The organism is Streptomyces sp. NPDC058650 (assembly GCF_042717315.1).
Lineage (GTDB): Bacteria > Actinomycetota > Actinomycetes > Streptomycetales > Streptomycetaceae > Streptomyces.
Window position 1 is genome coordinate 20,931 of the sequence record NZ_JBHXRL010000031.1, and the last position, 12,867, is coordinate 33,797.

General features: G+C 71.5%; 12 protein-coding genes. 7 read left to right on the forward strand and 5 right to left on the reverse strand.

Annotated elements, in window-relative coordinates:
- Window positions 1-53: 53 nt before the first annotated feature.
- The 5 genes from ACFWWU_RS35030 to ACFWWU_RS35050 form a co-directional block, all read right to left on the reverse strand.
- The gene (locus ACFWWU_RS35030) at window positions 54-875 is read right to left on the reverse strand and encodes a DUF721 domain-containing protein (RefSeq protein ID WP_384152476.1); all 822 of its coding nucleotides are present in this window, start codon (window positions 873-875) and stop codon (window positions 54-56) included.
- Window positions 872-3,076 (reverse strand): hypothetical protein, encoded by a 2,205-nt coding sequence (locus ACFWWU_RS35035; protein WP_384152479.1) that lies wholly within the window; start codon window positions 3,074-3,076, stop codon window positions 872-874. Before ACFWWU_RS35035 ends, ACFWWU_RS35030 begins: the two co-directional genes overlap by 4 nt.
- 1,255 nt (window positions 3,077-4,331) lie before the next feature.
- Window positions 4,332-4,898, reverse strand: coding sequence for an AAA family ATPase (locus ACFWWU_RS35040; RefSeq protein ID WP_384152667.1), 567 nt, complete (start codon window positions 4,896-4,898; stop codon window positions 4,332-4,334).
- A gap of 20 nt (window positions 4,899-4,918) precedes the next feature.
- Window positions 4,919-6,262, reverse strand: a complete 1,344-nt coding sequence (locus ACFWWU_RS35045; protein WP_384152482.1) for a UTRA domain-containing protein — start codon at window positions 6,260-6,262, stop codon at window positions 4,919-4,921.
- A 1-nt stretch (window position 6,263) separates the two neighbouring features.
- Window positions 6,264-7,178 carry a sigma-70 family RNA polymerase sigma factor gene (locus ACFWWU_RS35050; RefSeq protein ID WP_384152485.1) on the reverse strand — a complete coding sequence of 305 codons (915 nt, stop codon included), beginning with the start codon at window positions 7,176-7,178 and terminating at the stop codon, window positions 6,264-6,266.
- Between the two features lie 376 nt (window positions 7,179-7,554).
- On the opposite strand from ACFWWU_RS35050, the gene ACFWWU_RS35055 reads away from it, so the two are divergent.
- From ACFWWU_RS35055 to ACFWWU_RS35085, 7 genes are all read left to right on the forward strand, one after another.
- Window positions 7,555-8,415 (forward strand): hypothetical protein, encoded by an 861-nt coding sequence (locus ACFWWU_RS35055; RefSeq protein ID WP_384152488.1) that lies wholly within the window; start codon window positions 7,555-7,557, stop codon window positions 8,413-8,415.
- 108 nt (window positions 8,416-8,523) lie between these two features.
- Window positions 8,524-8,931, forward strand: coding sequence for a hypothetical protein (locus ACFWWU_RS35060; RefSeq protein ID WP_384152491.1), 408 nt, complete (start codon window positions 8,524-8,526; stop codon window positions 8,929-8,931).
- A 111-nt stretch (window positions 8,932-9,042) separates the two neighbouring features.
- On the forward strand, window positions 9,043-9,174 hold the full coding sequence (locus tag ACFWWU_RS35065) for a hypothetical protein (protein WP_267882170.1): 132 nt from the start codon (window positions 9,043-9,045) through the stop codon (window positions 9,172-9,174).
- 5 nt (window positions 9,175-9,179) lie between these two features.
- Window positions 9,180-9,449: a WhiB family transcriptional regulator gene (locus ACFWWU_RS35070; RefSeq protein WP_384152495.1), complete on the forward strand. Its 270-nt coding sequence runs from the start codon at window positions 9,180-9,182 to the stop codon at window positions 9,447-9,449.
- Window positions 9,450-9,678: 229 nt separating this feature from the next.
- A complete protein-coding gene (locus tag ACFWWU_RS35075; RefSeq protein WP_384152498.1) occupies window positions 9,679-10,008 on the forward strand; it encodes a hypothetical protein in 330 nt (109 codons plus the stop codon).
- 117 nt (window positions 10,009-10,125) lie between these two features.
- Window positions 10,126-10,497 (forward strand): hypothetical protein, encoded by a 372-nt coding sequence (locus ACFWWU_RS35080; RefSeq protein WP_384152500.1) that lies wholly within the window; start codon window positions 10,126-10,128, stop codon window positions 10,495-10,497.
- A gap of 65 nt (window positions 10,498-10,562) precedes the next feature.
- On the forward strand, window positions 10,563-12,833 hold the full coding sequence (locus tag ACFWWU_RS35085; RefSeq protein ID WP_384152503.1) for a hypothetical protein: 2,271 nt from the start codon (window positions 10,563-10,565) through the stop codon (window positions 12,831-12,833).
- The last annotated feature ends 34 nt before the right edge of the window (window positions 12,834-12,867 follow it).

Here is a 12,867-nt window from a genome sequence, read left to right on the forward strand (position 1 = left end):
CTCGTTGTTTCCCGCGTGAAACAACGAGCCCAGGCGCCGTACGGACAGGCCGCTCACGCTGTCGTGCGCAGTGCAACGGCCGGCGGCACGATGATGCCCGCGCGCTCGTCCCGGGCCCGGCGTAGGGCAGCGGCCTCGGTCGCCGCGGCCTGGCGGCGACGCTGGACGCGGGCCTGGTCGATCGGGGCCGGCGCATCGTCCGGCACCACGGGCGGCTCGGGGAACGCGCGGCGGCTGAGCTCCCGCATCGCCCGGTTCTGCCGCTCCACCGCCTCCGCGATGCCCGGGTCGACCCGCGACGGCACCGCGGCCTGGCGGTGCGCCTCGATCGCACGGCGGTAGCCCTCCGGCGGAGTCCGCCGCTGCACCGGCGCGACGGGCGCGGTCGGCCGCGGAGCCGGTTCGGCGGCCGCCGTGGCGGGGCCGGCCTCCACGGGTGCGGGCGCCAGGACGTGCAGGGCGCGGACGCACCCACCGGACACCCGCTCGTTGGCCGCCGCGACCAGCTTCGGCGCGCTCCAGCGCAGCTGCGTGCCGCAGGCCGGGGCGTCAGGGACGACGTCCAGGCGGCCGGTCTCCGCGTCGAAGGCCACGGCCCGGACCCGCCCGGCGAGCTCGGGCACGACCGCCGCGACGATGGTGTCGAAGCCCGCGAGGACGCTTCCGCCGGCGGCCGGGGCGGCCATACCGCGCTCGGTCATCATCATGCCGATCGCGCTACCCAGCCCGAGCGGCTCGCGCCCGTCACGCCGTACGACGGTGCCGGTGCGCCGCTTCGGCTTCTTGCTGGTCGCGCTGTTCTTCCTTGCCGCCTCCCGGGCCGCGAGCAGGGCCTGACGCGCCAGGTCGACACCGGACACCTCGCTGCCGCTCACGACTGCCCCCAGGTGGAGTAGCCGAGGTTCAGGTGCCCGAGCCCGGAGAGGTGCTTCGCATCGTTGACCAGCTGGTTGCTGAACAGGCGCCTGGCCGACGGCTCGCCGTAGCGGTCGATGTGGTCGAAGACGACCTGGTGGTCCTTCATCGCCCGCACCCGCCAGTCGCGCACCTGGTCGGGGGTCAGGTCCTCGAGGACCAGCTCCTGGTCGTCGTCGATGTCGGCGAACTCCGGCTCCGGGGCGGGGACGGCGGCGGCCGGGCGCGGCGCGGGCAGCACGACCGGTGCCACCGGCGCGGCCGGGACGTCGTCCTCGGGCTCCGCGGCCGCGGCTTCGGCACGGGCCTGAGCTGCGGCGGCCTGCTGCTCGCGGACCTGTGCCCACCGGTGCTCGCGGATCCACGCCTGGGCGGTGACGTCCTGGTGCAGCTGCTGCTCGGTCGCCGCGCGGCGCTCGGTCTCGGAGGCGCGCGGCATCGCGGCGTCGACGGCGGCCGCGACCGCACGGCGCTGGTCGCGGCGGTCGGCCTGCTTCTCCTCGCAGCGCGGGCAGTCCTGCCCGGAGTCGAGCAGCACCCGGTCGTCGCACCGGACGTCGCCGCACCGCTGACGCTGGGGCAGGGCCAGGCCGATCAGCCAGCCCACCGGGTCCTTGATCGGCCCGTGCAGCCGCATCTGGTCCTCCAGGCGCCGGGCGAGGCGGTCGGCCAGGACCTGCGGAGCGTCCGTACGGCCGGCGAACCCGATCACCCGGGCCAGCTCGCCACGGGCGGCGGCCTCCACCAGCTTCCGGGCGCTCCGACGCTCCAGGCGCGCCCACACCAGGTCGACCGGAGCGAAGACGGCCCGCAGATCCTCCGACGGCAGAGCCACCCTCCCCCGCTGCTGCCTGCCCTGACCCGCACCGTCCATGGTCCGCACCGGATCACCGGCCACCGGCCCGCGGCCGGGCTTCTTGCTGCTGATCGACGGGGACTTCTTCGGCTGTTCCCCGCGCAGCGGGCCGCCGTCCTCGCGTACGCACGCGCGGTCCGGCAGATCACCGGACCCACCACGGCCTTCGCCGGAAAAGCCACCAGAGAGAGCGAGGGGAAGGACGGGAGTAACCAGGTGAGGGTGGTCAGTGTGAAGGGCTGCCGCAACGTCGGGCTCTGCAACATCCGCCACATCAGTCACCGGCAGGCCGCTGACCTGCGGTTCCGTCTCCAGCTTCGGCGACTGAACAGGCCCTGCCGCAACGTCGGGGTCTGAAAACTCGGGCTCCGGGGCCTGCGCACGGTCCTCCTGGACGTCGTCGGCGACCGTCCGGCCGTGCGCGGCGGCGACCGCCGGCACCATCAGCCGCGACCGGTTCGCCAGCCCGGAACCCGTCTTCAGACGCACCCGGAGCACCAGCTCCCGGTCCTCCAGGCGCTCCAGCACCCGCTCGCCCGCCGACGCCGTGCACCCGAGCAGCCGGGCCACCGTCGCCGCCGCGCGGCCGCGCTTGGTATCCACCGTCCCGCCGCACTGCCGCACCCGCCCGGTCTCCCGCGCCTCCAGCACCAGCAGCAGCAGCGCCAGCCGGTCCGTCGCCGCGCCGCGACCGGTACGCGTACCGATCAGCCCGGCCGGAGTGACCGAGCCGTCCCGGTGCGTCCAACCCGGCCCCATCACGGCCTGCAGGAGCCGCCACAAGGTGGCGTACTCCTTCTTCGCCAGATTCAACGGGTGCCCGACCACGTCCTGCGCCGCCCACAGCGGCAGCACCTTGCACTCCAGACCGTCGTCCTGGCCGTAGTCGCCCTCCGCCGTCTCCACGGAGACCACACCCGAGCGACGCAGCACCGGCACCACCTCGGAGGCCGTGTACGACGCGGACACCCCGATCCACCGACCCAGCTCAGAGGTACGGATCTCCACCACACCGGTCTCCGACGGCGTACGCGACGCCAGCACCAGCACCGCCAGACGCACCGCGTCCGAAGCCCCGGCCAGACCGGCCGTGTCCAGCAGCGCCCGCACCGCGCCACCCAGACGGGCGCGCGCGTCCCGACCGAGCGACAACGGATGACCCGCCGCCCGCTCCGGCACCGGCCCGGCCGGGACCGACCGCAGCCGGCGCCGCGGCTTCCCACCCGGTGCGTCGTCGACGGAGTTGTCGACGTCGTCCCACAGCGGGTGGTCCAGCACGGCGGCCGACGCCGCCGCGGTGCTCATCGAATACCCCCGACGAACGTCACGGAGGAAGCGCGGACGTAGAGAGGTGCCGGGGCGGACAGGGCGGTGCAGGCGGTCATGGCCGTGGTGTACCGGCCAAAGCGGACACCCCCCTGGGGGGCGAAGCGAGAGCTGGGTACAGCGGAGCGAGAAGTGATCACCTCGGCAGCCTGGACCGGCCGCTTTGTGGACAGAGGCCACGAGACCCTGATTGCCTCCAGCGCTCCCGCACGACGGGCAGAAACCTCGGATCGCGTCCCGCCACACGGGACGACCCCTTCGAAGACGCCACCGACGGAGCTGTTGCGGACGCGGGCAGACGCCGACCGGACAGACCCGGCCGGGTTGTGGCTTCCTACAGGAAGACCCTCTTCCTGAACAAAAGGCGCGAAGGGGCGGATCGCGGACGCCTGTTCCGTCACCTGAAACGCGCGAACCGTGTGAATCGCGCCGAAACGGACGGCGCTCGACTTTTCAGGGGACACCAGATCGGGCACTATGGCGAAGACACCTACTTCCATATGCGAGTCGGACCACCCCGTTCACACGGGACGGCCGGCTAGTGGATGAGGGTGCAGCCCTCCTTCTTCGCGAAGCGGGCAGACACCGAACGGCAGGGGGGAGATTTCTCCTCTCGTCTCGGTGGGACTGCAGAGCCCCTGTGGTGGGGGCCCTGCAGGACAACGCACAGCGGGTGCTGCGCGGCTGTGGTGGCCGTGGTTAGCGGCCGGTGTTGCGGTAGCGATCTGGCTCGATGAGCCGAAGCTCAGGACCGGGTGAAGACCGGGACTGAGCGTTGACCTGGACAGTGAGTCCGGTCAGGACGAGGCCGGCGCGGCCGAGCGGATGGTTAGTCCGCCGAAGCAGCGCGGCCATGGCGGTTACGTCACGCCGGCCCCCTCGACAACAGAGGCGGAGTCGGCGTACCCGCACGCCTGAATGGTGAAAGCGATTACGGCTGTAAACGGCGTAGTTGCGCGGTGGAGTTCCCCCACGCGAGTACGCTGCATTCCGCGATCACCTCCCATCAGTTGCATCGTGCGGACGGGAATCCCGTCCAAGAGTCCTCCAAGGCCGCGCCCGGCCAGGGAGGACTCTCTGCTGCCAGCGGTCACATCTGTGATCACCCTAACCCCCCGTGACGACATAGGGATAAGGGGGAAACGCTGCGTGCCCGGATTGCCGCGTCCGTCGAACGTGAGACGCGATCGGAGAGAGTTGATCGGACAAGCCCGACCGGTTTGAAGGCTGGTCACTACCGGTCCTCCCTCGCGGAAGGCAGGCCGTAGCGGAGCTGGGCAAGCAGGGCTTCGGGGCGCTCGTCATATACAACATGCGGCTCATCCTCAGTCGGAGGATGAAAGCGCGTGGCGAAGCGCAACAGGTCTTGCTCGCTGAACTCGATGGAGTTGGCGTCGACATCAGCGAGCTGGTTCCGCTCGCGGATCCGTGACCATCGCACTTCATGCGGCACTGGCAGGTACACCAGGGTGGGGACGCCACCGGCCCCTGCGACTAGAGCCTGCCATTCGGCCCGTTCTTCTGGTGTCCAGAAGCCGTGGTCGACCACGACGTCATCCCCGGCCTCCACCAGTCCTCGGAGTTCACCAGCGACATCTTCAAGGACGGGAGCTTCCCGAACTCGGAATTGCCCCCTGGGGAAGTCGACGCCGTACCGGCCGTAGCGACGGAACATCTCCTCATCAGGACACAGCCGTGTGAACCCCGCGGCTACGAGGGCTCTTGCCAACGTCGTCTTACCGGCGCCCGGCATCCCCGCCATCAGAACGACACGTGACTTGCGCGGCACGTCTCCGCCCATGGCCGAGGTACAAGTCGAGGTCAGCACGTCATGTCCGCCGTTTCGACGCGCGTACGGCCGGGGGCGCCCAGATCCACGCCGTACTCCAGAGGCCGGCCTTCGCGGTCGACGAACCGAGCGGAGAGGACGAGGATCGCTTCGTTCGTACCGGGCTGGAGCTCCAGGAGCTGGGCGTCCTCGGCGGTGGCGATGCGGGCCGTGGTTTCGTCCGTACGCTTCACAGCCTGCCGCCCCGTTTCCTGGGCGATGAGGTCGAGGGACGTGCCGCCGAGCAGGCGTTCGTTGCGGAGGAGCGCGGGCACGGCCTGGGCGAACTCGAGCTGGATCCACGAGGTCGAGTGTGCAACGACGCCGTGCCGGTCACGGTAGACGCGGGTCCGCCGGATGACGTCGTCGCCAGCTTCCACCCCCAGTGCCGCAGCAACGTTCTGCGGGGCGGAGGCGACGGCGGCGGTGTGTCCGTCGGAGCGTTCTCCCGCACCCCATGAAGAACCAGTACGGCGCCCGCGTTCCAGGCGCTGACCTCCAGAGGAGAGCGACACGGGCCGACCGATGCGCGCGTACGCGGCGGTCGCGTCATCGGACCGCTTGAACCGCGGCCAGCGCTCGCCGGCCGGGTCAGCAAGCTCGACTTCCCGAGTGCGCGCGATCAGGGCCGCCGGCCCCTCGACGCGCAGCAGATCGAGGAGTTGCTCCCAGCTCAGAGCGCCGAAGCTGTCAACGAGTCGACTCGCGCCGTCCGTGAGTAGAGCGGCCTGACGGACCTGGGCAAGGTCGACGCTCCCGGTAATCGCTTCGTCAGCCGCAGCCGGGTCAGTTGCCGCGACCCAGTAACCGCCAGGCCGGTTCCGGAGATGCCGTTGGACTGTGACGAGCGCGGAGACACGAGCGGCGTGCTCGGGAGTACCCGTCGGCCCTTGGAGCGCGGCCTCCATCTCCGCGCCGGCCACCTCTTCGACTCGCTTGTCGGTGATGGTCCGGATGCCCTCGTCGCCGAGGTCAAGCACTAGCACGTTGTCGGAGAGCACGAGGTAGTCGAGGACGTCCCCCCGCTCACGGATCATCACGACGGTCGATGCCGGGACGGCTTCCTGGTCCAACGCGCAGGTGTCACGGTGGAGGTCATTGACCTCGGAGATAGCGCTTCGCAGCGCCTCGCGCAGCGACACCACGTCGTCGCCGATCAGGTTGATCAAGCATGTGCCGAGCTGCCGCACGAACCATGGGGTGCCGTGGATGCACCCCATGGGCAGGTCCTTGGGCGCGGACAGGCCGTCCAGCACGACGACCCCGGTAGGGCTGACGTGGACAGTGTCCTCGTTTGCGGTGCCCACACCTTGGGTCGAAGCCATGGATACCTGCACGTCAGGCCCCTTCCGGGCGGTAGAACGGCGTGATTTGCTCGCTCGCGACGATCTCGAGGGTCTCCGGGTCAAAGCGGCTGGAGACGAGGGTCGAGAACCGTCGCGCCTTGAGCTCGCGGTGCACGGTGGCCAGCTCCTGGTTGAGCCAGTGAACGACGCCACCGGAGCCACGCGCGTGGATGCCGGCGACATAAAGGAAGGTTCCCTTGCCGTCAGGGCGCGGGAGCCGGCCGAAGTATGCGATGTCGCTGTTCTCGCCCCGGTCCATCGGTGAGCGGTAGATCTGGCCGGTGTTGCGGTCGGTGAGGTACCAGCCGTCATCATCCTTGCCGAACCGCAGGTGGGGATCCCCTTCAAGGATCTGTTCGATGAGGGGCGACAGCCGAGGGCCGCAGATGACCACGAGGTTGTTGCGGTTGAGCCGGACGTTGCCGCCGAGCGGGATCCGCTCGAAGCTGACTTCCAACCCGACATCTTCGGCCAGCTCCCGCAGACGTTCGTAGGTCTGGACGTCCTCGGTGGCGATCACGGGGCCCTGGATGGCCTTCTTCTTGCCATCCTTGTCGTTGCCGTCTTCCAGCTTCTCGGCCAGCGCCACGATGACCTTGCCCGAGCCGAGGAAGAGCCTCTCCGGCGGAGCTCCCTTGGCGAGCTGGCTTACGCGTCCCTTGCTGATGCCGAGTTCGGACGCCAGCTGAGTGCTGTTCAACCGGCCCACACGCAGCGTCTCGTTCATCGCCTCGTTGCGGACCGCCTGAAACTCGTTGCCGTAGTCCTGTACACGGCCAGCGAGACCATGTGCGACCTTCGCGCGCTCCAGAGGGTCAGGGAGCTCCTTCAGCTGGGACAAGGCGACGTCGAAAGCCGCATCGAGCTGGTCTCTCAGCGCGGCTGGAGCTACATCGTGCGCTTCCATACGTGCCTCCCTTCGTAGGGTCATGTTTACCCCATTAAACCCCATGGGTTCAAGGTGGTTGACGCGCGCCGTGACGAGACCTATGGTTTCGGTAGTCGAGCGGTTTAGGGCGCTAAATCGCTTGGTTGCGTTCGCTATATCTGCTTGTCAAGCGCCCAGCACCATCGCAGTTCCGCAGCTCGTTTCCTCGGAGACGGGCAGGTGGTCGGAGGCGGTAGCAACACCAAACCCCCCGGCTGGCAGGACTGCTTGTACGACCTCAGCGCTGATGCGCTGTCTGTCTGCCAGGACTCGGGCGTTGGCTCGTGGGCCTGGTGGGCGGAGAGAGCATCCGCCCCGCGAGTACCCCTCCCTCTCTTCCTGCCGAGGAGTCGCCATGCCTGAGCTCGCCATGCCCAAGGCCGCTAAGCGCCTGGGCCGCACCCGTACCTCCCGCGTCAGCCCCCTCGACGCGATCGTCCTCTCGACCCTGTCGCCCGGTCACATCGACATGCGGACCGTGGAGACCACGCAGTCCCGCCGCATCTCGCTGGTGTGCCCGGACTGCGGCACCTGGGTGGCCGTGACCCCCCACCGCGGCACCTACCTGCTCAAGACGGTCCCGCACCACACCGGCAAGGCCGGCGTCGCCGACGCGACCCGCTGCCGCTCCAGCAACCGGATCGTCGACGTGGACATCACCGACTACGCCTGGCGCCGCCAGTACAGGGAGTGGGCGCGCGAGGAGCGCCTCGCCGTCGACCTCACCCGCCACCGCCGCGCTACCGTCCAGACCCTCAAGGTCGCCCGGCCGCAGGAGCGCCCCGCCGACCGGCGAGCCCAGTGGGAGCGTGCGATCCCCGCTGCCCGCCGGGCCGACGCCGCCCGTACGGTTTCCGTCGACGCGATCCCCACGACTCGCGGTCGGGCCGTCGACGGGCCCGCCGGCGCCCCGCTGGCCATGGCCCCCCAGACCGCCGGGGACCGCCGCTCCGTCCGCGCCCTGGCCACCGGCACCCTTCGCGCCCTGGCCGACGCCAGCCAGGACCGGTGCGCGAGCGACGTCCTCGAGGAGCACCTCGCCCGCGCCGCCTACACGCACCTGGCCACGGTCTGGCGCCGCCCCCTGGCCCCGGCGGACCAGCCCGCGCACACCGCCCTGGTGGCTGAGGTCAGGGCCGCGCTGCCCACCCCGGCCCCGGGTGAGACCGCCGCCGCGTACACCGCCCGCTGCAACAGGCCCGCACTCGCCGCCTGACCCGCACGACCGCCCACGGCCCCGGCCCCGGCTCCCGCTCCGCGCGGGGGGACAGGCCGGGGCCTTCTGCTCCCGTCCCGCCTGACGCGCCGCAACCTGGAGGTCCTGATGCCCGCCACCCCGACCCTGACGTCCCACCGGCTCAGCGCCGACGAGGTGTTCGACGCCGAGACGCTCGCGCTCCTGGACGAGCTCGACGTCCCGCTCTCCGCCGACTTCGACGTCGACCTCGACATCGCCTTCGGTACGCCGCTGGAGATGTACGAGCTGGTGACCGCGGGCGAGCTGGCCCGATGGGGCGCCGCGTCCACGGTGAAGAAGGGCAAGACCAAGGCCCGCGACGACGTCATCGCGGAGTATGGGGCGCGGCGGGAGGCGGCGCGGGACATCCTCGCGGCCGACCCGTCGATCACCGCGCGTGTCCGCGAGCGCCTGGTCGACGTCCTCATCCCCTACGCCGACCGCCTGCGCCGGACGATCCGCTCCGGCTGCCGCCCCGAGTACGCCGCCGCCTGACTAGCCGGCCCCGGACGGACGCCCACGATCACCGGCCACCCTCTTCTGCACTCAGGGGGTGGCCGATGGTCGTGGCCGGTCGTACGACCCGCCAACACGACGACAGCCCCGGTGACTTGGAACCCCCCGGGGCTGTCCAGGACCTACGTGGAGGACCTGATGCAGGACAGCATCGCACGGAACAACGGCGACTCCGACACGGACATGGACGAGGCCCTGCGCCGCGTCCGGCAGGGGAAGTGACCGCGATGGACTGGCGTCACAACGCGGTCTGCCGCGAAGAGGACCCCGAGCTGTTCTTCCCCATCGGCACCACCGGCCCGGCCCTGCTGCAGATCGAGGAAGCCAAGGCCGTCTGCCGCCGCTGCCCGGTCATGGAGCAGTGCCTGCAGTGGGCGCTGGAGTCCGGGCAGGACGAGGGCGTCTGGGGAGGCCTGTCGGAGAGCGAGCGGCGGGCGATGAAGCGCCGCGCCGCCCGCAACCGCGCCCGGGGCGCGAGGAACGGGGCGGCGGCATGACGGACGCCGACCACAAGCGCCTGGAGGACGACCTCCGCCGCACCAACGAGCAGCACGACTTCGGCCGGCGCTCGCGCGGCTGAGCGTCCCGCCCCGTAGGACGCCAACCCAACTTCACTCCCGCATCACGCTGTTCCGCCAGGTCGGCCGCCCGCCTCACGGGCGGCCGGCCTTTCGCATCCCCGGATCCGGGCATCGGCCCGGTTCGACGTCCATCTCAGGAGGCGCCATGCGCACCATCCGCCGCGACGGCTGGACCGCCGCCGACTACGACTCCGAGCAGATCCTGCACGAGCTCGGGCACCGTGACGCTGCCGCCCGGGTGACCCGGGCCCGCCGCCCGCGCCCGCTCCGCCGGGCCTGGCGCGCGCTTCGCGCCCGGCTCCACCGCCCCGCCGCCACCGCGACGTCGGCGGCGGGAATCGACTGGGACGCGGCCCGGGCGGCGGCCGACGCCGTCAACCGCGGCGACACCGGCGAGGCCGACCGCATCGTCCAGGCCACCGCCGACCCGCGCACGACCGCCTTCGCGGCGTTCCGCTTCATCGACGTCCACTGACCCCTTTCCGTCTGTCGGTTGCCTCCCCTGCCCGTCCCGGCCTGTGTGCCGGTACGGACGGGGCCGAGGGGAGCCGGACAGCCCGGTCCGCACGACCGACCTCCTCGAGGAGATGCCGTGGCCATCAGCACCCAGAAGACCACCACCCCCACCGTCGCCGTCTTCAGGGACGGCGACTACGTCCTGTACCGCGACCCGGAGCTGTACTGGACCGGGCAGAGCGGTCACACCTTCGTCTGCAGGGTCAAGAAGGCGTGGGCGACCGGCGTGTACAACCTGACCGCGCTGGTCTCCGGCCGCCTGATCGAGTTCGCCAAGCCGGACTACATGCGGCTGCTGCCGCCGATCGACGCGATGCGCGACATCGACACCGCCCCGCTGCACGCCGACGGCGCGGCCACCGACATGACCGCGGCCGCGCTCGCCTGGCTCACCCAGCAGCACACCACCGCCAACACGCCGCCGGAGCTGCCCAACCCGCGCGGCTGACCCACCCACCCCGTACCACCGCCGCCCCGACCTTCGGGGCGGCACCCGACCTGGAAGGAGGCGGCGTGGCCGCCACTCGAACCCGGACCAAGAGGGCCAACGCCCGCACCAAGAAGCCGACCACGACGGTCGCGCAGCCCGCCGCCTCCACCCTGCCCGCCCCGACCCCGGCCCCCGAGACGGAGACCGTTCCGGAGACGGAGACGGTGCTGGAGACGGACTGGGCGGCGCTGGCCAGGGTCGCGGACGCCCGCGACCGGGCCGCCGACATCATCGACACCGCCCGCGAGCAGGCCCTCGTCCTCCAGACGCAGGCCGAGGAGCAGGCGGCGCGCACCGTCGCCGACACCCACGAGCAGACCACCGTCCTCCTGGCCGACGCGCGCACCCGCGCCGAGGCCGTCACCGCCGACGCCCAGGAGGAGGCCACCGCCCAGCGGGCTGCGGCCACCACCCAGGCCGAGACGGCGCGCGAGGAGGCGCAGAAGCTGCGCGGCGAGGCCGACCGGCTCCTGACCGAGGCCCGCACCCGCGCCGACCAGCTCCTCGCCCAGGCGCGGGCGCAGGTCGCGGAGCTGACCGAGCTGGCCGCCGCCGACCACCAGGCCACCGCGACGGCGATCGCCGAGCTGCGGCGCCTGGCCGAGGCCGACCTCACCGAGATCTCCGTCCTGGTCGAGGCCCGCCGCACCGAGGCCGGGCAGATCCTCGCCCGCGCCCGCGAGGAGGCCGACAACCTGCTCGCCGCTACGCAGAAGGAGGTCGACCAGGCCCGCGAGCGCCACGCCCAGCTCGCCAAGGCCGCCGCCGAGCAGTACGACGCCCGGCGCACCGAGGCGGAGGCGCTGTACGCGGACGCGGTCGAGGCCGCCGCCGAGCGGCGCCGCGAGGCCGACGCCCACGTCGCCGCCGTGAGCGCCGAGGCGGAGACGGCCCGCGCCGAACTGCGCGCCGAGCTGCGCGAGCTCGGTGAGAAGTTCGACACCGAGGCCGCCGCCAAGCGCCAGGCCCTGGCCGAGGAGCTCGCCGGGCTGAAGACGGCGTGCGACAAGCAGCGCGAGAAGCTGCGGACCGAGGCCACCACCGTCGCCCAGGAGTTGCGCGAGGCCGCCCAGAAGCAGGCCGAGCGCATCACCGCCGAGGCCGAGCGCAAGGCCAAGGGCATCACCGACCGGGCGCAGGCCGACGAGGCCCGCGCCCGCCGGCTGCTGAACGAGGCCCGCGAGGCCAAGAAGTCCGCCTCGAAGTGGCGCGGCTGGCGACAGAACCTCGGCGGCAAACTGTGGAAGGCGGCGCCGTGGGTTGCGCTGGCCGCCGGCGTCGGCCTCGCCGCCTCCGGCGAGTACGAACTCGCCCGCATGGTCGGCATCAACGAGTACGTCGCCCCGCTCCTGCCGGTCAGCATCGACGTCTACTGCGTCACCGCGTTCCGCACCAAGCGGGACATCGCGCCGGCGCTGCTGCTGATGGCGTCGGCCAACGTCGTCTTCCACCTCTCCGAGCAGGCGCACCTCGTCCCCGAGGGCGGAGCGGCTCCGTGGCAGCTCACCACCTTCGTCGTCCTGATCTTCGTGGCCGTCATCTGGCGCGTCCACACCCTCATGCACGACGACAGTACGGACGGCCACGGCGGTACGGACGCACCGTCCGGAACGGCCACCGGTACGCCGGGCCGTACCGGTACGGACGGCGGAAGCGGAACGCACGCCCGTACAGGTACGCACCGCCGGGCGGACGGTACGGACAGTGCGACGTCCGGCCGTACGCAGCCCGCTCACGACGGTCTGTACGCCGCGAACAGCGACGGACGAGCGGACGGTACGGGCACCGGATACGACGGTACGGACCCGGCACACGCCCTCTCGCACCCCTCGCACCACGACGGGGCCGAAGGGGCGCTGACCAGGCCGTACAGCGACCGTACATACGGCGTACACACCACCCCGGACGGGGCGGCGCGTACAGATACGGCACCCCGGGGGCGTACCGGTACGGCTCACGCGGCCGTACAGGACCGCACCGGCACGGTCAGCGTCCGTACACAACTCGACCGTGACGCCGTACAGGGTGGCCGTACCGGTACGGCCACCGCCTCCTCCCGTGCAACCGGAACGAACGGTGCGGGCCGTACAGGCGGTACGGACCGACCCGGTACGCCCGCCCGGACGGACGCCGAACTCCTCCCGCTCGTACAGAAACTCCCGCGCGACGAGGACGGCTTCGTCACCCTCTACCGGGCCCGTACCGACCTCTCGGTCAACCAGACGCGGGCCGTCCGGCTGCTGAAGGAAGCCGGCCTGCTGCGGCCCGAGGACGCCGACAAGTACCTCACCTGACCCACCCGTCCGGCACACACCAAGGAGGGCCAGC

Excerpts from the sequence above, each read along its gene's own strand:
- ACFWWU_RS35075 (WP_384152498.1), top strand. The coding sequence starts at position 9,679 with ATGCGCACCATCCGCCGCGACGGCTGGACCGCCGCCGACTACGACTCC.
- ACFWWU_RS35040 (WP_384152667.1), bottom strand. The coding sequence starts at position 4,898 with ATGGGCGGAGACGTGCCGCGCAAGTCACGTGTCGTTCTGATGGCGGGG.
- ACFWWU_RS35070 (WP_384152495.1), top strand. The coding sequence starts at position 9,180 with ATGGACTGGCGTCACAACGCGGTCTGCCGCGAAGAGGACCCCGAGCTG.
- ACFWWU_RS35050 (WP_384152485.1), bottom strand. The coding sequence starts at position 7,178 with ATGGAAGCGCACGATGTAGCTCCAGCCGCGCTGAGAGACCAGCTCGAT.
- ACFWWU_RS35060 (WP_384152491.1), top strand. The coding sequence starts at position 8,524 with ATGCCCGCCACCCCGACCCTGACGTCCCACCGGCTCAGCGCCGACGAG.
- ACFWWU_RS35055 (WP_384152488.1), top strand. The coding sequence starts at position 7,555 with ATGCCTGAGCTCGCCATGCCCAAGGCCGCTAAGCGCCTGGGCCGCACC.
- ACFWWU_RS35035 (WP_384152479.1), bottom strand. The coding sequence starts at position 3,076 with ATGAGCACCGCGGCGGCGTCGGCCGCCGTGCTGGACCACCCGCTGTGG.